The sequence below is a fragment of the Tepidiphilus thermophilus genome, assembly GCF_001418245.1.
GTDB classification, from domain to species: domain Bacteria; phylum Pseudomonadota; class Gammaproteobacteria; order Burkholderiales; family Rhodocyclaceae; genus Tepidiphilus; species Tepidiphilus succinatimandens.
Genome location: NZ_LIPU01000001.1, coordinates 329,633 through 349,329 on the forward strand (window position 1 = coordinate 329,633; position 19,697 = coordinate 349,329).

18 protein-coding genes are annotated in these 19,697 nt (G+C 65.8%); 13 read left to right on the plus strand and 5 right to left on the minus strand.

The window, feature by feature from the left end:
* The first annotated feature begins 29 nt into the window (after positions 1-29).
* The gene (gene purM / locus ASC37_RS01620) at positions 30-1,094 is read left to right on the plus strand and encodes a phosphoribosylformylglycinamidine cyclo-ligase (RefSeq protein WP_055422689.1); all 1,065 of its coding nucleotides are present in this window, start codon (positions 30-32) and stop codon (positions 1,092-1,094) included.
* On the opposite strand, the gene miaA is transcribed toward purM, so the two are convergent.
* Complete coding sequence (miaA, locus tag ASC37_RS01625; RefSeq protein ID WP_055422690.1) at positions 1,091-2,065, minus strand: tRNA (adenosine(37)-N6)-dimethylallyltransferase MiaA; 975 nt, start codon at positions 2,063-2,065, stop codon at positions 1,091-1,093. The genes purM and miaA overlap by 4 nt on opposite strands.
* A gap of 58 nt (positions 2,066-2,123) precedes the next feature.
* Here miaA and ASC37_RS01630 point away from each other — a divergent pair, with 58 nt between their 5' ends.
* On the plus strand, positions 2,124-2,711 hold the full coding sequence (locus ASC37_RS01630; protein ID WP_055422691.1) for a YqaA family protein: 588 nt from the start codon (positions 2,124-2,126) through the stop codon (positions 2,709-2,711).
* A 23-nt stretch (positions 2,712-2,734) separates the two neighbouring features.
* Here ASC37_RS01630 and mutL read toward each other — a convergent pair whose 3' ends face one another.
* Positions 2,735-4,639 (minus strand): DNA mismatch repair endonuclease MutL, encoded by a 1,905-nt coding sequence (gene mutL / locus ASC37_RS01635; RefSeq protein WP_055422692.1) that lies wholly within the window; start codon positions 4,637-4,639, stop codon positions 2,735-2,737.
* 62 nt (positions 4,640-4,701) lie between these two features.
* Here mutL and purN point away from each other — a divergent pair, with 62 nt between their 5' ends.
* The 9 genes from purN (at position 4,702) to ASC37_RS01680 (ending at position 14,346) form a co-directional block, all read left to right on the plus strand.
* Positions 4,702-5,352: a phosphoribosylglycinamide formyltransferase gene (gene purN, locus ASC37_RS01640; protein WP_055422693.1), complete on the plus strand. Its 651-nt coding sequence runs from the start codon at positions 4,702-4,704 to the stop codon at positions 5,350-5,352.
* A complete protein-coding gene (locus ASC37_RS01645) occupies positions 5,349-6,041 on the plus strand; it encodes a DUF3108 domain-containing protein (protein WP_055422694.1) in 693 nt (230 codons plus the stop codon). Before purN ends, ASC37_RS01645 begins: the two co-directional genes overlap by 4 nt.
* A gap of 20 nt (positions 6,042-6,061) precedes the next feature.
* On the plus strand, positions 6,062-7,384 hold the full coding sequence (locus tag ASC37_RS01650; RefSeq protein WP_055422740.1) for an RsmB/NOP family class I SAM-dependent RNA methyltransferase: 1,323 nt from the start codon (positions 6,062-6,064) through the stop codon (positions 7,382-7,384).
* Positions 7,385-7,457: 73 nt separating this feature from the next.
* Positions 7,458-8,432 carry an oxidoreductase gene (locus tag ASC37_RS01655; protein ID WP_088178250.1) on the plus strand — a complete coding sequence of 325 codons (975 nt, stop codon included), beginning with the start codon at positions 7,458-7,460 and terminating at the stop codon, positions 8,430-8,432.
* 148 nt (positions 8,433-8,580) lie between these two features.
* Positions 8,581-10,476 (plus strand): propionate--CoA ligase, encoded by a 1,896-nt coding sequence (locus ASC37_RS01660; RefSeq protein ID WP_055422696.1) that lies wholly within the window; start codon positions 8,581-8,583, stop codon positions 10,474-10,476.
* 162 nt (positions 10,477-10,638) lie between these two features.
* Entirely contained in the window at positions 10,639-11,817 is a 1,179-nt protein-coding gene (locus tag ASC37_RS01665; protein WP_055422697.1) for an aspartate aminotransferase family protein, read from the plus strand.
* 9 nt (positions 11,818-11,826) lie between these two features.
* Positions 11,827-12,747, plus strand: coding sequence for an ornithine carbamoyltransferase (argF, locus tag ASC37_RS01670; RefSeq protein ID WP_055422698.1), 921 nt, complete (start codon positions 11,827-11,829; stop codon positions 12,745-12,747).
* 67 nt (positions 12,748-12,814) lie between these two features.
* On the plus strand, positions 12,815-14,047 hold the full coding sequence (locus ASC37_RS01675; protein WP_055422699.1) for an argininosuccinate synthase: 1,233 nt from the start codon (positions 12,815-12,817) through the stop codon (positions 14,045-14,047).
* A gap of 71 nt (positions 14,048-14,118) precedes the next feature.
* Positions 14,119-14,346: a DUF2788 domain-containing protein gene (locus tag ASC37_RS01680; RefSeq protein ID WP_055422700.1), complete on the plus strand. Its 228-nt coding sequence runs from the start codon at positions 14,119-14,121 to the stop codon at positions 14,344-14,346.
* Between the two features lie 21 nt (positions 14,347-14,367).
* Here the strand turns inward: ASC37_RS01680 and ASC37_RS01685 are convergent, their stop codons facing one another.
* Both ASC37_RS01685 and ASC37_RS01690 read right to left on the minus strand, forming a co-directional pair.
* Positions 14,368-15,420: a 2Fe-2S iron-sulfur cluster-binding protein gene (locus ASC37_RS01685; RefSeq protein ID WP_055422701.1), complete on the minus strand. Its 1,053-nt coding sequence runs from the start codon at positions 15,418-15,420 to the stop codon at positions 14,368-14,370.
* Positions 15,421-15,540: 120 nt separating this feature from the next.
* Positions 15,541-16,566, minus strand: a complete 1,026-nt coding sequence (locus ASC37_RS01690) for a diiron oxygenase (RefSeq protein ID WP_055422702.1) — start codon at positions 16,564-16,566, stop codon at positions 15,541-15,543.
* Positions 16,567-16,785: 219 nt separating this feature from the next.
* Between ASC37_RS01690 and ASC37_RS01695 the strand changes: the two genes are divergently transcribed.
* Both ASC37_RS01695 and ASC37_RS01700 read left to right on the plus strand, forming a co-directional pair.
* A complete protein-coding gene (locus tag ASC37_RS01695) occupies positions 16,786-17,418 on the plus strand; it encodes a CoA pyrophosphatase (RefSeq protein ID WP_055422703.1) in 633 nt (210 codons plus the stop codon).
* A gap of 92 nt (positions 17,419-17,510) precedes the next feature.
* The gene (locus ASC37_RS01700; RefSeq protein ID WP_055422704.1) at positions 17,511-18,695 is read left to right on the plus strand and encodes an acetyl-CoA C-acyltransferase family protein; all 1,185 of its coding nucleotides are present in this window, start codon (positions 17,511-17,513) and stop codon (positions 18,693-18,695) included.
* 32 nt (positions 18,696-18,727) lie between these two features.
* Here the strand turns inward: ASC37_RS01700 and rsgA are convergent, their stop codons facing one another.
* Positions 18,728-19,636 (minus strand): ribosome small subunit-dependent GTPase A, encoded by a 909-nt coding sequence (rsgA, locus tag ASC37_RS01705; protein ID WP_055422705.1) that lies wholly within the window; start codon positions 19,634-19,636, stop codon positions 18,728-18,730.
* Between the last annotated feature and the right edge of the window lie 61 nt (positions 19,637-19,697).

The window sequence follows — 19,697 nt, forward strand, 5'->3', positions numbered from 1 at the left end:
GAACCGGAAGCTGAGCAAGAGGAGTCGCTGTGACGGGACTGACGTATCGGGATGCCGGAGTGGATATCGACGCGGGCGATGCCCTGGTCGAACGCATCAAACCCTTGGCGGCGCGCACCATGCGCCCGGAAGTGCTCGCTGGCATCGGCGGCTTCGGCGCGCTCTTCGCGCTGGGTGGGCGCTATCGCGATCCGGTGCTCGTCTCCGGCACCGATGGGGTGGGTACCAAGCTCAAACTCGCCTTTGCATGGGGGATGCACGACGGGGTGGGGCAGGATCTGGTGGCGATGAGTGTGAACGACATCCTCGTGCAAGGCGCCGAGCCACTCTTTTTTCTCGATTATTTCGCCTGCGGCAAGCTCGACGTCGAGGTGGCGGCGCGGGTAGTGGGCGGAATCGCGCGCGGCTGCGAACTCGCCGGCTGTGCGCTGATTGGCGGCGAGACGGCCGAGATGCCCGACATGTATCCGGAAGGCGAATACGACTTGGCCGGGTTCGCGGTCGGGGCCGTGGAGCGCGAAGCCATCCTCGACGGTTCGCGCATCGCCGCCGGCGACGTGCTCTTGGGGCTCGCGTCCAGCGGGGCGCATTCGAACGGCTATTCCCTCGTCCGCCGCGTGCTCGCCAAGGCGGGCCATGGGGTGGATGCGGCGCGCGATGCCGAACTCGTGCTCGACGGCAAGCCGCTGCGTGAGGCGCTGATGAAACCCACCCGTATCTACGTGCGCAGTATCCTGGCGCTGTTGCGCGAGCTGCCCGAGGCCGTCAAGGGGCTTGCGCACATCACCGGCGGTGGGCTCAGGGAGAACGTGCCGCGTATCCTGCCAGAACCGCTCGCCGCGCACATCGATCTGGGCAGTTGGCCCCGGCCGGCGCTCTTTCGCTGGCTGCAGGAGCAGGGCGAGGTGGCCGAGGCCGAGATGACGCGCGTCTTCAACTGCGGCATTGGCATGGTGCTCGTGGTCGCGCCCGAGAAGGCCGGGGCGGCAGAAGGACTGCTGCGGGCGCAGGGCGAGACGGTCTATCGCATCGGCGAGGTGGTGCCGCGGGTAGGGGATGAGCCGCAGGCGCGCATCGTGGGCTCGCCAGCCTAAAACGCCTCCTCCAGCGCCGCAGCCAAGCGCTGCGGCGTGTCCGGCGCAAAGGGGTCGAAGCGGCGCAGCTCGGGCCAGGTTTCGCCGAACTGGCGCAGCCACGTGAGCTGGCGTTTGGCCAGTTGCCGCGTGGCGGCGATCCCGGCGTCGATCATGGCTTCGCGCCTGATCGTGCCTTCGAGGTAGTGCCAGACCTGGCGATAGCCCACGGCGCGCATGGAAGGGTGGGAAAGGGTGAGGTTCGGGCGCTGCCGTAGCCGCATCACTTCCTCGATGAATCCTGCTTGCAGCATTGCGCGGAAGCGCTCGGCGATGCGCTCGTGCAGCCGTGCGCGATCCGTCGGCACGAGCGCGAGCGGCAGCCAGCGGTAACCGTGGGCGGCAGGGGTGCGGCGGGCGTAGCGTGCAGCGAGCGGTTCGCCCGTGAGAAGGACGATCTCGAGTGCGCGCTGGATGCGCTGCGCGTCGGTGGGAGCGAGCCGGGCAGCAGCCTGCGGGTCGAGGCGGGCGAGTTCGGCGTGTAGCACCGGCCAGCCCTCGCGTGCCGCGCGTGCGTCGAGCTCGGCGCGCAGGCGCGGATCGGCTGGAGGAAGGTCGGAGAGGCCCTCCCTTAGCGCCTTGAAGTAGAGCATGGTGCCGCCCGCGAGCAGCGGCAGCCGCCCGCGCGCGAGGATTTCCTCGATGGCGGCGAGCGCATCGGCAAGGAAACGCGCCGCGCCGTAGGCTTCTTCCGGTTCGACGAGATCGATGAGATGGTGCGGCACGCGCGCCCGTTCCTGGGCTGTGGGCTTGGCGGTACCGATGTCCATGCCGCGATAGACCAGCGCCGAGTCGACGCTGACGATCTCCAGCGGAAAACGCTCGGCGAGCCTGAGCGCGAGCGCCGTCTTGCCGCCGGCGGTAGGGCCGAGCAGCCAGGGGATAAGGGGACGGTTGGTGACCTCGCCCTTTGGGGGTGGCGGTATGTGCATTTTCTTTTCTATAGCATAGAATCCGGCCGATTCTCATCCCGCCAGGCCATTTTCGTCGATGAAGATCTTTTCTTCGCTGTTCGCGCGCACCATGCGCTGGTCGCGCCATCCACACGCGCCGTGGTATCTGGCGCTGCTGTCGTTTGCCGAATCCTCGTTTTTTCCGGTGCCGCCGGATGTGATGCTCGCGCCGATGGCCATGGCCGCGCCGCGCCGCGCCTGGGCTTTGGCCTTGCTCACCACCGTGGCTTCGGTGTTGGGAGGGCTTTTCGGCTACGCCATCGGCTATTTCGCGTTCGCGGGGATCCGGCCCTGGCTGGAGGGTTCTTCGTACTGGGAGCCTTATCTGCAGGCAAGGGCATGGTTCGACGCCTGGGGAGCGTGGGCGGTGTTCATCGCCGGCTTCTCGCCGATCCCGTACAAGGTCTTTACCATCGCCGCCGGGGTGGCGCAGATGGCGCTGCTGCCGTTTACGCTCGCCTCGCTCGTGGGGCGCGGCGCGCGCTTTTTTCTCGTGGCGGCGCTGATGCGCTGGGGCGGCGAGCGCATGGAGGCGAGGCTGCACCGCATCATCGACCGGCTCGGCTGGGCGAGCGTGGCGGCACTGCTCCTTGCCTATGCGCTCTACCGCTGGGGGTGGGGCTGAGCGGCCAGAAGAGCTGCGGGCGTTCAGCGTCCGCGCAGGAAGAGGCGGTCGAGCTCGGTGAGGCTCAGTTGCACCCAGGTGGGGCGACCATGATTGCACTGGTCGCTGCGTTCGGTGCGCTCCATGGCACGCAGGAGCGCGTTCATTTCGGGGAGCGTGAGCGGGCGGTGGGCCCGTACGGCTCCATGACAGGCCATCGTGGCTAAAATCTTATCACGGAAGGATTCGACGGCAAGGCTTTGCGGCAGCTCGGAAAGTTCGTGCAGCAGGGCGCGTACCAAGGGTTCCAGCGCACCTTGGGCGAGGAGCGAGGGAGCCGAGCGCACGGCCAGTTGCCCGGGGCCCAGGGCGCCGACGTCGAACCCCAGCCGTTCGAGCGTTTCACGGTGTTCTTCCCATGCAGCATATTCTCGGGCATCGACCGCGAGCACGAGCGGCACGAGCAGGCGTTGCACGCTCGGGGTGCGATCCCATGCCTCCTTGAGCCCTTCGTAGAGGATACGCTCGTGTGCGGCGTGGATGTCGACGAGCACGAGTCCGGCGGCGTTTTGCGCGAGCAGGTAGATGCCGTGCAGTTGCGCCAGCGCGTAGCCCAGCGGCGGGGGGGCGAGGGCGTCGTCGGTGCTGGTGGCAGCCGGCAGGGCGGGAATTTCCGGCGAGCCCTTTTCGGTGCTTTCTGCGACCGGTCGCACGGCCGAGGTGCCGTCCGCTTCCCTCGTTGGGGCAAGGGCCGAGCGGGCGAAGGCGAGATAGGCAGTCTCGGCGGCGGCGTCGTGCAGGCGCGAACCGGCGGGGGCGCGGGGAGGCGAGGCGGGATAGGGGGCCGGGCGCGAGGCCGGTGCGCCGCTCCGGGAAGAGTAGGGTAGGCTTGGCTGTTGCGGCAGGGGCGCCGTGCCGAGAGATTCGGGGCTCCCTCGCCGATCGGTTTCTTCAAGCGCTTCGAGCGCGATGCGGCTCGGCGCCAGCGCCCGGCGCACCGCGTCGAGCACGAAGCGAAACACCGCCTGCGAATCGCGGAAGCGCACCTCGATCTTGGCCGGATGGACGTTGACGTCGACGAGCGCGGGGTCGATGGTGAGGAAGAGGGCGAAGGCGGGCTGGCGTGATCCGTGCAGGACGTCGGCGTAGGCCTGGCGCAGTGCCTGGGTCAGCATGCGATCGCGCACGAAGCGGCCGTTGACGAACCAGTATTGCGGCGGTCGACTTTGATCGGCGTGGCGCGGTTCGATCACCCGGCCGAAGAGCCGAGCCGGACCGGCCTCGGCCTCCACGGCCCGGCTGCGTTCGATGAACGTTTCCCCCAGCAGGGCGGCGAGCCGCTCCTCGGGGGTGCCTGGCTTGAGATGCAGCACGCTGCGGGCGTTGTGGCTGAGCGCAAAGGCTACTTCTGGGCGCGACAAGGCCACGCGGCGCAGGGCCTCTTCGCAGTGGGCGTATTCGGTGGATTCGCTTTTGAGGAACTTGCGCCGCGCCGGCGTGTTGTAATAAAGGTCGGCGCAGTCGATCACCGTGCCGGATTCCAGAGCCGCCGGGGCGAGTTCGCCGCTTACGGCGTCGAACCGCCAGGCGTGCTCGCTTCCCTGAGCGCGCGAGGTGATCGTCAGGCGGCAGACGGAGGCGATCGCCGCGAGCGCTTCGCCGCGAAAACCCATCGTGGCAATGCGCTCCAGGTCTTCCGCGGTGTGCAGCTTGCTCGTGGCGTGGCGCATGACCGCGAGCGCGAGCTCCTCGCGCGCTATGCCGTGGCCATCGTCCTGGACGCGGACGCGGCGCACGCCGCCCTGCTCGAGCGTCACCGCCACGGCACGGGCGCCGGCGTCGAGCGCATTCTCGACCAGTTCCTTGACGAGGGAGGCAGGGCGCTCGACGACTTCGCCGGCAGCGATCTGGTTGATCAGGGCGTCGGGCAGCAGGTGGATACGGGGCATGGGGCTTGGCGGTAGACGCTACAATCCAAGTTTATCGTGAAGCCGGCGTGAAAGGAGCGGGTGTGCGCAATCTGGTGATCCTCATTTCCGGCCGCGGCAGCAACATGGAGGCGATCGTGCGCGCTGCGATTCCAGGGGCGCGCGTCGCGGCGGTGATCAGCAACCGTCCCGAAGCCGCCGGCCTCGAATTCGCCCGGCGCCACGGCATCGCCACGGCCGTGGTCGATCACAAGGCCCATTCCTCGCGCGAGGCGTTCGAGGTGGCGCTCGCCGCGGCGATCGATGCGTTCGCGCCCGATCTGGTGGTGCTCGCCGGGTTCATGCGCGTGCTGGGAGAGGCGTTCGTGCGCCGCTACGAGGGGCGGATGCTGAACATCCATCCGTCGCTGCTGCCCGCCTTCCCCGGACTACACACGCACGAGCGGGCGCTGCAGGAAGGGTGCCGCGTGCACGGGGCCACGGTGCATTTCGTCACTCCGGCGCTCGATCACGGGCCCATCGTCGTGCAGGCGGCAGTGCCGGTGCTGCCCGACGACACCCCCGAGACGCTGGCTGCGCGCGTGCTCGCGCAGGAGCACCGCATCTATCCGCAGGCGGTGCGCTGGTTCGTCGAGGATCGCCTGCGGCTCACGGCCGACGGGCGCGTCGTGCTGCAGGGAGTGTCGGCCAGTGCGCAGGAATCGGCCTTCGTCTGGCCGCCGTTGGAGGCATGATGCTGAAAAAAATTCTCTTCTTCATGGGAGTGTTCGCTGCGGCATCCGCTTTCGCTGCCGAGTCGCAACGGCTCGTCTATCGCGTGCTGAGCGGCGCGGAGGGGATACAGATCGGACAGGCCGATCTGAGCTGGACGCTGAGCGACGACGGGCGCTACACCATGACCCTGCAATTGCAGAGCACCGGTCTGGTGGCGCTGGTCGCCCAGGTCAACGAGAAACGCACGAGCAACGGCACCTGGGATGCGAAGACGGGTTTTCATCCGCTGCACTACGAGCGCCTGCGCTCCGGCAAGCCGCCCGAGATGCTCGACTTCGATTGGAAAGCCCGCACGGTACGGAGCACACGCAAAGGGAAGACGGTGGATCTGCCGCTCACCGACCATGAGCAGGACTATCTTTCCTTGATGCACCAGCTCGGATTCCTGCGGCAGAAAGGGCCGCGGGAAGGAAAACTCGCCGTGGTCACCGGCAAGCGCATCAAGCAGGCTACCTACCGCGTCGAGCCGCAGCCGGAGCGCCTCAAACTCGACGGGTTGGGCGAGATTCCGGTGCAGCGCATCACGGCGCGCACCGTCGAGGGCGACTTCGCCATGACCGTATGGTGGCAGTCCGAACCGGCCTCGCGCCCGGTGCGCCTGCTCATCGAGGCCGAAGACGGCGTGTTCGACCATTGGTTGCAGCCGTGAGCGCTTCCCGTCGCCGTAAGATCCCCTCGCGCGAAACCGCGCCGCGTGCCCCTTGGCTGACCGAGGCGGTGGCAGCACTCGCCGAGGCGCTGCGCTTCGAGCGGCCGGCCGACGCCGTGTTGTCGCGCTTCTTCCGCGAGCGGCCCCACTTGGGGCAGCGCGATCGCGGCGAGATCGCCGAGCGCGTCTATGCCGTATTGCGGCATCGACGCAGTCTGGAAACCTGGGCCGGGCGTACGAATCCGCGCGCGCTGCTGCTCGCCTGGCTCATGCGCGGCGAAGGCTGGTCGCTCGCTCGCCTCGAGCCCTGGTTGGAGAAAGGGGAACGCGCCTGGCTCGCCGAACGCAAGGCGGCCGCGCCCGTGCTCTCGCGCGCCGAGCGGCTCGATGCGCCCGACTGGCTCATCGAGCGGCTCGATGCCGCCTATGGCCCGGCAGAGACCGAAGCGCTGCTCGCGGCTTCGAACCGACCGGCCCCGCTCGATCTGCGCGTCAACTCGTGGCGGACGACGCGCGAGGCGGTGCTCGCTCGGCTTCAGGCCGACGGCATCGACTGCGCGCCAACCCCTTTCTCGCCCTTGGGTATCCGCGTGCAAGGGAAACCGGCACTGCATGCCCATCCCCTCTTTCAGGAAGGGATGTTCGAAGTACAGGACGAGGGAAGCCAGCTGGTGACCCTGCTCGTAGCCCCCCGTCGCGGGCAGACGGTGGTCGACTTCTGCGCCGGAGCGGGCGGCAAGACGCTGCAACTCGCCGCGGCGCTGCGCAACACCGGTCAGGTCTACGCCTTCGATGTCTCGGCCGGGCGGCTTGCCAAACTCAAGCCGCGGCTCGTGCGCTCCGGACTCACCAACGTACAGCCCATGGTGCTTGCGCATGAGCGCGACGAGCGCCTCGCACGGCTCGAAGGCAAGGCCGATCGCGTGCTGGTCGATGCGCCCTGTTCCGGCCTCGGGACACTGCGGCGCAATCCGGATCTCAAGTGGCGTCAGCACCCGGCGCTGATCGCCGAGCTGCAGGAAAAACAGTGCGCCATCCTCGCGGCCGCGGCGCGCCTGGTGCGCCCCGGCGGCCGTTTGGTCTACGTCACCTGCAGCCTCTTGCCCGAGGAGAACGAGGCCGTGCTCGAAGCCTTCCTCGCGCAGGAGCCGCGGTTCTCCCTGCTCGATCCCTTGCCGCTGCTCTTCAAGGCGGGGGTGCCCGAGCAGATTCCCCGATGGGAGAGTCCGACGGCCGAGGTGCTGGTCGATCGCTTCAGCCCGACGGTGCTGCGCCTGGCGCCGCACGTGCATGGCACCGACGGCTTTTTCGCTGCCGTGCTCGAGCGCGGCACTTCACCCTGATTGCGGTTTCATTCACGAAGGAGGAGTCGCCATGACGCAAGAACGACAATTACCCGCAAAATTCAAATGCCTCATGATCCGCGAAGAGGGCGGGGCGGTGCGCTCCGGCATCGAAGAGGTCGGGTTCGACGTCCTCGATCCGGGCGAAGTGCTCATCCGGGTGGCGTACTCCAGCATCAACTTCAAGGATGCGCTCGCCGCTACCGGCAAGGGCAAGATCATCCGGCGCTTTCCCTGCATCGGCGGCATCGACCTTTCGGGTACGGTGGTCGAGTCGAGCGATCCGCGTTTTCGTCCCGGCGACAAGGTCATCGCCACCAGCTACGACATCGGCGTGTCGCACCACGGCGGCTATGCCGAATACGCCCGCATCCCTGCCGGCTGGGTGATTCCTCTGCCGCAGGGTCTGGATCTGTTCGAGGCCATGGCGCTGGGTACGGCCGGCTTCACCGCCGCGCTCGGCATCCAACGCATGGAAGACAATGGCCTCGAGCCGGAAAAAGGTCCGGTGGTGGTGAGCGGCGCCACCGGCGGGGTAGGGGGCTTTGCCATCCAGATGCTCGCCGGACGCGGCTATCGCGTGACGGCGCTCACCGGCAAGGCACAGGAGAGCGGTTATCTTCAGGGGCTAGGGGCAGCCGAGATCCTGCTGCGCGATACCATCGATTTTGCCGCCACCCGCCCCCTGGAGAAATCCCGCTGGGCCGGCGCCGTGGATAACGTCGGCGGCCCCATCCTGCACTGGATGCTCGCCACCATGCAGCAAGCCGGTACGGTGGCCTCCATCGGCAATGCCGCCTCGCCCAAGCTCGAGACCACGGTCTTTCCCTTCATCCTGCGCGGCGTGAGCCTGCTGGGGGTCGATTCCGGCTACATCGGCTTTCCCACCCGCGGCATCGTCTGGCAGCGGCTCGCCACGGATCTCAAACCGAAGAAGCTGACCGAGATCACGCGCGTCATCACGCTCGACGAACTGCCCGCTGCCTTCGACGACTTCATCGCCGGCCGCGCCAAAGGGCGCACGGTGGTGCGCATCGGCGGCGAGTAAGCCGAGCCCTTTTTGGCCAGAACTCCCTGGTTTCGCCGTTCTGCCGCGAGACCGGGGATTTCCCCTTTGGTACCATGTCTTATAATAGACAACTTTCGCAAGACCGGACGGCATCGCTCCGGAATTTCTTTGTCATCGGGGAGAGGACATGGGCAAGTACCAGGATTTCTACCGTCGCTCGATCGAGGATCGCGACGCCTTCTGGGCCGAACAGGCGCAGTTCATCCACTGGGAGAAAGCGCCCGAGCTCATCTGCGACTACAGCAATCCGCCTTTCGTCAAATGGTTCAAGGGCGGGCTCACCAACCTCTGCTACAACGCCGTCGATCGCCATGCCGCCAAGCGCCCCGACGCGCCGGCGCTCATCTACGTCTCCACCGAGACGGGCGAGGAGAAGACTTACTCCTACGGCGAGCTGCAGCGCGAAGTCGAGCGCATGGCGGCGATCTACCGCCGGCTCGGCGTGGAGAAAGGCGACCGGGTGCTCATCTACATGCCCATGATCCCGCAGGCGGCGTTTGCCATGCTCGCCTGCGTGCGCATCGGTGCCATCCATTCGGTGGTCTTCGGCGGCTTTGCCGCCGCCTCGCTCGCCACCCGCATCGACGATGCCCAACCCAAGCTCGTCGTCACCGCCGAAGCGGGCATGCGCAACGGCAACGTCATCCCCTACAAACACCTGCTCGACGAAGCCTGCCGGCTCGCCCAGTTCCCGCCGGAGAAGGTGCTCATCGTCGATCGCGGGCTCGACCCCAACTTCGCCCGCGTCGAGGGGCGCGACCTCGACTATGCGACGCTGCGCGACGAAGTGGGCGAGGCGCGCGTGCCGGTCGAGTGGGTCGATGCCACCCATCCGAGCTACATCCTCTACACCTCCGGCACCACCGGCAAGCCCAAGGGGGTGCAGCGCGACACCGGCGGCTACGCCGTGGCGCTCGCGAGCTCCATGAAGCACATCTTCTGCGGCGGCGAAGGCGAGACGATGTTCTGCACCTCCGACATCGGCTGGGTGGTCGGGCACGGCTACATCATCTACGGGCCGCTGCTCGCCGGCATGGCCACGGTGATGTACGAGGGTACGCCGCTTCGCCCCGACCCGGGCATCTGGTGGCGCATCGTCGAGAAGTACCGCGTCAACGTCATGTTCTCGGCGCCTACTGCCGTGCGGGTGCTCAAGAAGCAGGACCCTTCCTACATGAAGCGGGACCTCTCCTCGCTCAAGCACCTCTTCCTTGCCGGCGAACCGCTCGACGAGACCACCCATCGCTGGATCCACGAAGCCTTGGGCGTGCCGGTGATCGACAACTACTGGCAGACCGAGAGCGGCTGGCCGATCCTCGCCCTGTGCCGCGGGGTGCAGGAAGATCTGCCCATCAAGTACGGCTCGCCGGGTCTGCCGGTCTACGGCTACGACCTGCACGTCTATCGCGAAGACGGCACCGAGTGCGGCCCCAACGAAAAAGGCATCGTCGGCATCGTGCCGCCGCTGCCTCCCGGCTGTCTGGCCACCGTCTGGGGGCAGGACGAGCGCTTCGTGTCGACCTATTTCAGCCTCTTCCGCGAGCCGCTCGTCTATTCCACCGCCGACTGGGGCATCAAGGACGAGAACGGCTACCTCACCATTCTCGGGCGCATCGACGACGTCATCAACGTCGCGGGGCACCGTCTGGGGACGCGCGAGATCGAGGAGGCGATCCAGGCCAATCCGGCGATCGCCGAAGTGGCGGTGGTCGGGGTGCACGACGAGGTGAAGGGGCAGGTGCCGGTGGCCTTCACCGTGGTCAAGGATCCTTCGCGCATCGCCACGCGCGAGGCGCGCCGGGCGCTGGAAGAAGAGGTCAAGAAGACGGTCGATGAGCTCCTCGGCGCGATCGCGCGTCCACACCGCGTCTATTTCGTGCAGGGGCTGCCCAAGACGCGTTCGGGCAAGATGCTGCGCCGCTCGCTGCAGGCGCTCGCCGAAGGGCGCGACCCCGGCGATCTTCCCACCATCGAGGACGCCCATACCCTCGAGATGGTCGCCGAGGCCATCCGCGAGAGCTGAGCGCCCTGATCGTGCAAGAAAGACGGCGGCGCCGCGTGGCGCCGCTTTTTGCTATGGGTGCTCTTTCAAAAAAAGCGCCTTTCCCGTAAGATCATAGACTTTTCCTGATCCGGACCCCTTTCTTACTGCACGGGAAAACCGGATTTCGCGGGAGCGTCGCACATGTCGCATCTGATGAACACCTACGCCCGTCTGCCCGTGGCTTTCGTGCGCGGCGAGGGCGTCTGGCTCTACGACGAACAAGGCAAACCCTACCTCGATGCGCTCGCCGGCATCGCCGTCTCCACCCTGGGGCACGGCCATCCGCGCCTGGTCGAGGCGATCGCCCGCCAGGCGAAGGCCGTGATCCATACCTCCAACCTCTACCGCATCCCGGCCCAGGAGCGCCTGGCCGACCGCCTGTGCGAGCTCTCCGGCATGGACGAGGTCTTCTTCGGCAACTCGGGGGCGGAGGCCAACGAATGCGCCATCAAACTGGCGCGCTTCTACGGCCACAAGGTGAAGAAGGTCGAAGCGCCAAAAATTGCCGTGATGGAACACGCCTTCCATGGGCGCACGCTCGCCACCCTTTCGGCCACCGGCAACGTCAAGACTCAGCTCGGCTTCGAACCGCTCGTGCCGGGATTCCTGCGCGTGCCCTTCGGCGACGTTGCCGCGCTCACCCGGCTCATCGCCGAGACGCCGGATCTGGTGGCCGTGATGTTCGAGGTCATCCAGGGTGAGGGCGGTATCCGGCTCGCCGATTCCGAATACCTGCGCGCCGTGCGTTCCTTGTGTGACGCGCATGGACTGCTGATGATCTGCGACGAGGTGCAATGTGGCCTCGGGCGTACCGGCAAATGGTTTGGCTGGCAATGGAGCGAGGTGCGCCCCGACGTGATGACGCTCGCCAAGGGGCTGGGCTCGGGCGTGCCCATCGGCGCCTGTCTCGCCGCCGGGCCGGCAGCGGGGCTCTTCGGCCCGGGCAACCACGGCTCCACCTTCGGCGGCAATCCGCTCGCCTGCACTGCCGGGCTCACCACGCTCGACGTGATCGAGACCGACGCCCTGCTCGACAACGCTGCCCGGGTCGGCGGCTACCTCAAGGCGACGCTCGCTGCGCGCCTGGCGCATCTTCCTCAGGTCAAGGGTGTGCGCGGTCAGGGGCTCATGCTCGGCGTCGAGCTCGACCGCCCTTGTGGGGCGCTGGTGCTCGATGCGCTGGAAGCGGGTTTGCTCATCAACGTCACCGCCGAGCGCGTCATCCGCCTGCTCCCGCCCTTGATCCTTGCCATCGAGGAGGCGCAGCAGATCGTCGAGCGCCTGGTGCCGCTCGTCGAGCGCTTCGTCGCGCGCCACTGAGGGGTCGCCATGCCGCCGAAACATTATCTCCAGTTCAAGGATTTCAGCGCCGACGAATACGCCTACCTCTTCGAGCGTACGGCCTGGATCAAGCGCAAGTTCAAAAACTACGAACCCTGGCATCCTCTATTCGACCGCACGCTCGTCATGATCTTCGAGAAGGCGAGCACGCGTACGCGCCTCTCGTTCGAAGCCGGCATCCAGCAGCTCGGCGGTTTCGCGGTCTATCTCAACACGCGCGATTCCCAGCTGGGGCGGGGCGAGCCGGTGGAAGACGCCGCCGAGGTGATTTCGCGCATGAGCGACCTGGTGATGATCCGCACCTTCGAGCAGGAAATCGTCGAGCGCTTCGCCGCCCGTTCGCGCGTGCCGGTGATCAACGGGCTCACCAACGAGTTCCACCCCTGCCAGGTGCTCGCCGACGTCTACACCTACATCGAACACCGCGGCTCCATCCGCGGCAAGACCGTCGCCTGGATCGGGGACGCGAACAACATGTGCCACACCTGGCTGCAGGCAGCCGAAGTGCTCGACTTCACGGTGCACGTGTCCACACCGCCCGGCTACGCGATCGACCCGCAGCTTGCAGGCGTCACCCCCAATGGGCACTACCGCTGCTTCGACGACCCGATGGAGGCTGCGCGCGGGGCGGATCTCGTCACCACCGACGTATGGACCTCCATGGGCTTCGAGCACGAGACCGACGACCGTCTCTGCGCTTTCGCCGACTGGCAGGTCGACGCGGCGATGATGGCCCAGGCCAAGCCCGATGCGCTTTTCATGCACTGCCTGCCGGCGCATCGCGGCGAGGAAGTCTCGGCCGATGTGATCGACGGGCCGCAGTCCGTGGTCTGGGACGAGGCGGAAAACCGCCTGCACGCGCAGAAGGCGCTGATGGAATATCTCGTGCTCGGCCGGATGGACGGTTGAGGCAGATTTTGGGGATCCGGCGCACCCCGCGTCCGGATCGTGTGCGAACGCTCGATGGGAAAGGACGATGAGCGAAGTCAAGAAAGTGGTACTGGCCTATTCCGGGGGGCTCGATACCTCCGTGATCCTGAAGTGGCTGCAGGACACCTACCGCTGCGAGGTGGTCACCTTCACCGCCGACCTGGGGCAGGGCGAGGAGCTCGAACCGGCGCGGCAAAAGGCGCTCAAGCTCGGCATCAAGCCCGAGAACATCTACATCGACGATCTGCGCGAGGAATTCGTGCGCGACTTCGTCTTCCCCATGTTCCGTGCCAACACGATCTATGAAGGGGAATACCTGCTGGGCACCTCCATCGCCCGTCCTTTGATCGCCAAGCGCCAGATCGAGATCGCCAAACTCACCGGGGCCGATGCGGTGGCCCACGGTGCCACCGGCAAGGGCAACGACCAGGTGCGCTTCGAGCTCGGCTACTACGCCCTCATGCCCGAGATCAAAGTGATCGCCCCCTGGCGCGAATGGGACCTCACCTCGCGCGAGAAGCTGCTCGCCTACGCCGAGAAGGCCGGCATTCCCATCGAGATGAAGCACCGCGAAGGCGGCTCGCCCTACTCGATGGACGCCAACCTCCTGCACATCAGCTACGAGGGGCGGCACCTGGAAAACCCGGCTGCCGAGCCGGAAGAATCCATGTGGCGCTGGACGACGGCTCCCGAGAAGGCCCCGGATGCGCCGCAGTACGTCGAGCTGCAGTTCGAGAAGGGCGATCTCGTGGCCATCGACGGCGTGCGCCTGCGGCCGCACGAGCTGCTTGCCAAGCTCAACGAACTCGGCTCCAGGCACGGCATCGGCCGGCTCGACCTGGTGGAGAACCGCTACGTCGGCATGAAGAGCCGCGGCTGCTACGAAACGCCGGGCGGTACGATTCTGCTGAAAGCGCACCGTGCCATCGAGTCGATCACCCTCGATCGGGAAGTCGCGCACCTGAAAGACCAGCTCATGCCGCGCTACGCCGAGATGATCTACAACGGCTACTGGTGGAGCCCCGAGCGCCGCGCGCTCCAAGCCCTCATCGACGCCACCCAGCAGACGGTCAACGGCTGGGTACGCGTCAAGCTCTACAAGGGCAGCGTCATGGTGGTGGGACGCGACTCGCCCACCGACTCCCTCTTCGACCCGACGATCGCCACCTTCGAGGACGACCGCGGCGCCTACAACCAGAAAGACGCCGAAGGGTTCATTCGTCTCAATGCCCTGCGCTTGCGCATCGCGGCGAAACTCGAAAAGAAACGCGGCGTCTAATTAATATTTAATTTATTTAATTTAACCTATAAATTGGCCGGATCGATGAATCCGGCCAAGCGAGCCTCCCCATGGAAGACACGGTACTTTTTGGACTCACCTTTCCCCAGCTCGAAGACCTGGCCTTCAAGATCCTCGTGCCGGCCTTCATCCTCTACATGATTTTCATCATCGCCAACCTGGCGTGGAAGTCCAAGGCCGGCAAGTACGGTACCCTGTGGCTCTTTCTCGCCCTGGGAATAGGATTCATCGGCTTCATCGCCAAGGGACTGATCCAGTATCTGCTCGGGATCGAGTGATCCCGGGCAGGTCATGCAGCATCACGCACTCATGAGCTGTTCGGCCGGCGCCACCGAGGGTTGCGCCTGGCCGAAATAGCCTTCGGTGTGGATCATCGTTTCCTCTGCACCCAAGGCTTGCACCGCCGCGCTGCAGTCGGCCACGAAGGCCGGGCTGCCGGCGATGAATACGTTGTAGCCAGCCAGCGTCGGAAAAAGCTCGGGCAGGATCTGCGGGATACGCCCGTGCAGCCACTGAGGATCGCGTTCCTGCGTGAGCGTGGCCTTGAAGGTGAAATTGCGGTGCTTGGTCTCCCAATAGCGCATCAGGCCAAGCTCGTAAATGTCCTCTTTCGTCTTTCCTGAATAGAGGAGCGTGACGGGCTTGCGGTAGCCCCGGCGCAGGGCCGCTTCGGTGAGCGCGCGGATCGGCGCCAGGCCCGAGCCGGCTGCCAGGCACAGGACGGGTGTATCCAGCGACAGGTCGCCGATGAAGGTCCCGTAAGGGCCGTTGATGCGCACCATGTCGCCGATCTGCAGGTGATCGTGGATCCAGACGCTGGTCACACCTCCTTCGATGCGCGTGATCTGCAGGGTGATCTCGCCGTCGGGGCGCGGTGCGTTGGCGATCGAATAGCAGCGTGCCGGGATCTTGCCCTCGACATCGCTCAGGGTCACGTATTGCCCTGGCCAGTAGCGCATCGGCTGTCCCAATGGCCGCAAGCGGAATTCGGTGATGCGAGGAGTACGCGGCACGCGGTCGATCACGACGTAGCGCTGGTTCTCCCGCGGCGGAAAGAGTTTGGGTTTTGCGTCGGCCGTGCCCCATTCGATCACCAGCTCGGGCGAGAGGGGCTTGGCCATGCACATGAGGCCGAATCCCTGCTTGCGTTCCTCGGCCGACAGGGCCATGTCGAGCACGACCCCCTGGTCGAAGTGCCCGGAGAGGACCTTGACCTTGCATTCGCCGCAGGCGCCGGCCCGGCAATTGTTCGGCAGCGCATAGCCCGCCCGTTCGAGGGATTCCAGCACGGTCTCGCCGGGGCGGGATTCGATCTGGCGGCCGGAAGGGTGCAGTTTGATGAGAGTACTCATTCGGGTTCGCTCTCTTGAGGGGTGATGGGGTGCCTGGTCGACGAAACCGCCGGTGTCCTTCCCGGACCCCGGCGGTCGGTGTGCCTTGGCGCGACCGCCCCTGCAGGCGGCCGCCGAAGCTCAGAAGACCGGGATGATCGAGTCCATGTCGACTTCCGTCACTTCCTGACCTTCGATCCCGACTTCCGGAATGGCAGGGAAGGGGATGCCGTAACGATCCAGCACGCCCTTGAGGTTGAGCATGGCGTTGCGCCAGTTCTCCTTCTTCGCCTCGTAGGTGGGGATGCCGAAGCCGGCGCCGCGCGCCACTTCTTCGCCCTCACGCTGGTTCTTGATGAAGTCGGCGGGCAGGTCCCAGAATTCTTCCGGCGGTTCGAAGAGTACCGCCGAGAGGAAGAGGTAACCGGCGCGGATTTGCTTGGTGACGAGTGCCTTGTCTTCGGCGGCGAGCCGGGGATAGTCGCGCTCCATCAGCGCCATGCAGATCGCCATGTGGCGACCCTCGTCGCGACCGATATTGCGGAACGCCTCTTTGAACACCAGCTCCCGGCTGTTGTCATGCATCTGCTTGAAAATGGTGGCCGCGGCGATCTCGCCCATGAGGAAGGAGGAGAAGAGCACGGCAAGCGAGTACTTCGGCACGGCATTCTTGTAGCCGTTCCAGTAGCGTCCGCCGTTGTAGTAGAGCCACATGGCGTTTTTCTGCAGGCGCTTGCCCAGGTCGGTTTTGGGCTGGTAGGTGAGCGGATCGTCGTGTCCCAGGAACTTGGTGATCGCCAGGCCGCACATCTGTTCGTGGTTCTGCTCGTCGCGCGTCACCGAGAAGAAGCAGCGGCGTACCGGGTCTTCTTCGTGGTCTTCGTAGGTCTTGATCAGCGCCGAGGCGAAGACGGGAGGCGCGGAAGCGTCGAAGACGGACAGAAGCGTCCACCAATAGGCGATCGCCTCGCGTTCTTCCCAAGAATAGGACTCGACGTCGAGCGTGTCCCAGGGAAGTTTCTTCGGATCCCAAAACTCGCGCTGCGCCGCATCCCAGATTTCCTCCATCTTCTGCGTCTTGGCGTGCCAAGACAGGGGAAAGACGTTCGGCTGCGGGATCTGCGGCGGAAGGTCCATTTGTAGGGCGAGTTTGTCGTGATGAGCCATGGTGTTGCCTCCTCTAGGGTGGATAAAACGTCCATCCGGATCGTTCGCGGATCGGCTTCAACATGATCGAAGCCGTTCGCGTACCGTGAATGTACTGCAGCTTCTCACGGCAGAGTTTGATCTGGATCAAGGAATAATAAAATAAACCGACCGGTTGGTCAAATAATTTTTGCTGAAGTCGCTGCCGAACCTCCCGCTTTTTTGTGCCACAATGAACTGATGCGCGATGACGAACTCTTGGATCTGCTTTCCTCGCCCGAACGGCTGCGCGAGCGCATCGCCGAGCGTCTGCAGCGGACGGCGAATCGGCCTCTTGATCTTGCTGCAGGCGACGAAGGGGCTCGCGAGGTCCGCTGGCCGGCGGCGGTACTCGCCCCCTTGGTGCCCGGCGAAGAAGGACCTCGAGTGTTGCTCACGCGCCGCACGCCGCATCTCGCCCATCACCCGGGACAGATCAGTTTTCCCGGCGGGCGGGTGGAGCCCGAAGATCCCGGTCCGGTGGAGGCAGCTTTGCGCGAAACCGAGGAAGAGATCGGGCTCGCGCCGCAGCGGGTGCAAGTGTTGGGCGCGATGCCGCCTTACGTCACCATCACGGGCTATCGCATCACCCCCCTCGTCGGCTGGGTAGAGGATCCGGGCGAGCTGCGCCCCGATCCGTTCGAGGTTGCCGAGGTGTTCACCGTACCTTTGTCGCACGTGCTCGATCCGCGCCGCTACGTGCGTCACTCGCTGGAATACGGAGCAGGCCGTCGCCACTATTGGGCCGTTCCCTGGCGGCAGTATTTCATTTGGGGGGCAACAGCGGCCATGCTGCGTATGTTCCTCGAACTAATTCGTGGTAAAGAAGAATGAGCACGACCTCCCAGGTGACAATCGTCACAATTTCGTCGTATGATGAATCCAGTCGCATGGAACCGTTTCACTGACCAGCAAGGAGAGAGGATATGCCGAACAAAGACGTCGTGGTACTGAGCGCCGTGCGTTCCGCCATTGGAACCTTCGGGGGGACTCTGTCGCAGATCGAACCGGCCGAGCTCGCCGGCCAGGTCATGAAGGCGGCGATCGAACGCTCGGGCGTCGATCCCAACGAAGTCGAATACGTCACGGTTGGCAACTGCATCCCGACCGATTCGCGCTATGCCTACGTGCCGCGCGTGGCGTCCATCCAGGCGGGGCTGCCGATGAGCTCGGTGGCGATGCAGGTCAACCGCCTGTGTTCTTCCGGTCTGCAGGGGATCGTCACCACGGCCCAGAACATCATGCTCGGAGACGCGGTCATGGGCGTGGGCGGCGGCGTGGAAGTGATGTCGCGCGGAGCCTATCTCTCACCGACGATGCGCAACGGCGCCCGCATGGGCGACACGACCATGATCGATGCCATGGTGGCGGTGCTCACCGATCCCTTCGGCGTCGGCCACATGGGCATCACGGCCGAGAACCTCGCTGTCAAGTGGGGCATCAGCCGCGAAGAGCAGGACGCCTTCGCGCTGGAGTCGCAGCGCCGCGCCGCGCGTGCGATCGAAGAAGGGCGCTTCCGCTCGCAGATCGTGCCGGTGACGATCAAGACGCGCAAGGGCGACGTGGTGTTCGAAGTCGATGAGCATCCCAAGCCCAATACGACGATGGAGAGCCTTGCCAAGCTCAAGCCGGCGTTCAAGAAAGACGGCACGGTGACGGCCGGCAACGCTTCCGGCATCAACGACGCCGCTTCTTTCCTCGTGCTCGCCGACGCCAAGACGGCCGAGCAGAAAAACCTGAAACCGCTCGCCCGCATCGTCGGCTACGCCGTGGCGGGAGTGCCCAACGACATCATGGGCGAGGGCCCCATCCCGGCCACCAAGAAAGCGTTGGAGAAGACTGGCCTCAAGCTCGAAGACATGGACGTGATCGAATCGAACGAGGCCTTCGCCGCCCAGTCGCTGGCGGTGATGAAGGGGCTCGGGCTCGATCCGGTCAAGACCAACCCCAACGGCGGGGCCATCGCCCTGGGGCACCCGGTGGGCGCGACCGGCGCGATCATCGCCACCAAGGCGATCCATGAGCTGCACCGCATCGGCGGGCGCTATGCCCTGGTGACCCTGTGCATCGGCGGCGGTCAGGGCCTGACGGTGATCTTCGAGCGTCTCTGAGTCCCGAGGGCGGGGATAGGGTGGTTCCTGCCCTACCTCCCCGTCGCGGACCGCCGCGCTAGCGCCTCGAGTTCGGCGCGGATGCGGCGGTACTGCTGCCAGCGCTCGGGGCTGATCGCGCCGCGCTCTGCCAGCGCGCGCAGGGCGCATCCCGGCTCGGCATCGTGGCGGCAATCGCGGAAACGGCATTCACCCAGCGCCGGACGCAGTTCGGGGAAACAGGCTTCCAGCGCCTCCAGTGGCACGTGGGCCAAGCCGAAGGTCTGCAGGCCGGGGCTGTCGATGATCCACCCTTGCCGGTAGGGATAGAGCCGCGCCTCGGTGGTGGTATGCCGTCCTGATTCCAGCGCACGCGAGATTTCGCCCGTGCGCGCTCGGGCTTCTGGCACCAGGGCATTGATGATCGTCGATTTTCCCATGCCTGATTGTCCGACGAGTAGCGATCGCTTCCCTGCGAAGAGCGGTTCGAGCGGGGCGACGTCCCGTTTGGCCGAGAGGCCGAGCACCCGATAGCCCGCAGCGAGAAATGGCTTTAGCCGTGCGCGCGCCGCATCCAGGCCGTCCTTGAGGTCGCACTTGTTGAGCACGATGAGGGCTTCGATCCCCTGATGTTCGGCGGCCACGAGGCAGCGCGTCACCAGTTCGGACGAGAAGGGCGGCTCGACCGCAGTGACGATGACGACCTGATCGACGTTGGCGGCGATGAGCTTTTGCCGTACGCCGTCCGCCCGCCAGAAGAGCGAGGAGCGCGGCTGGTGCCGCTCGATCACCGCCTGGCCGGGGGCCGTGGCGCGCGCCTCGACCACATCGCCGCAGGCATAGTCGTGGCGTTTGCCGCGGGTGACGGCGTGCCAGGGCGGCTCGTGCCACGGAATCGTCCGGGAAATCTCGTAGCTGCGGCCGTGGGCGGCGACGACGGTGGCGAGGAAGGTTTCATCCATGGGCAGGATACGAAAAAATACGGGTGAGGATCGCGCCGTCCGGCACGCGGCCGTGGCAGTA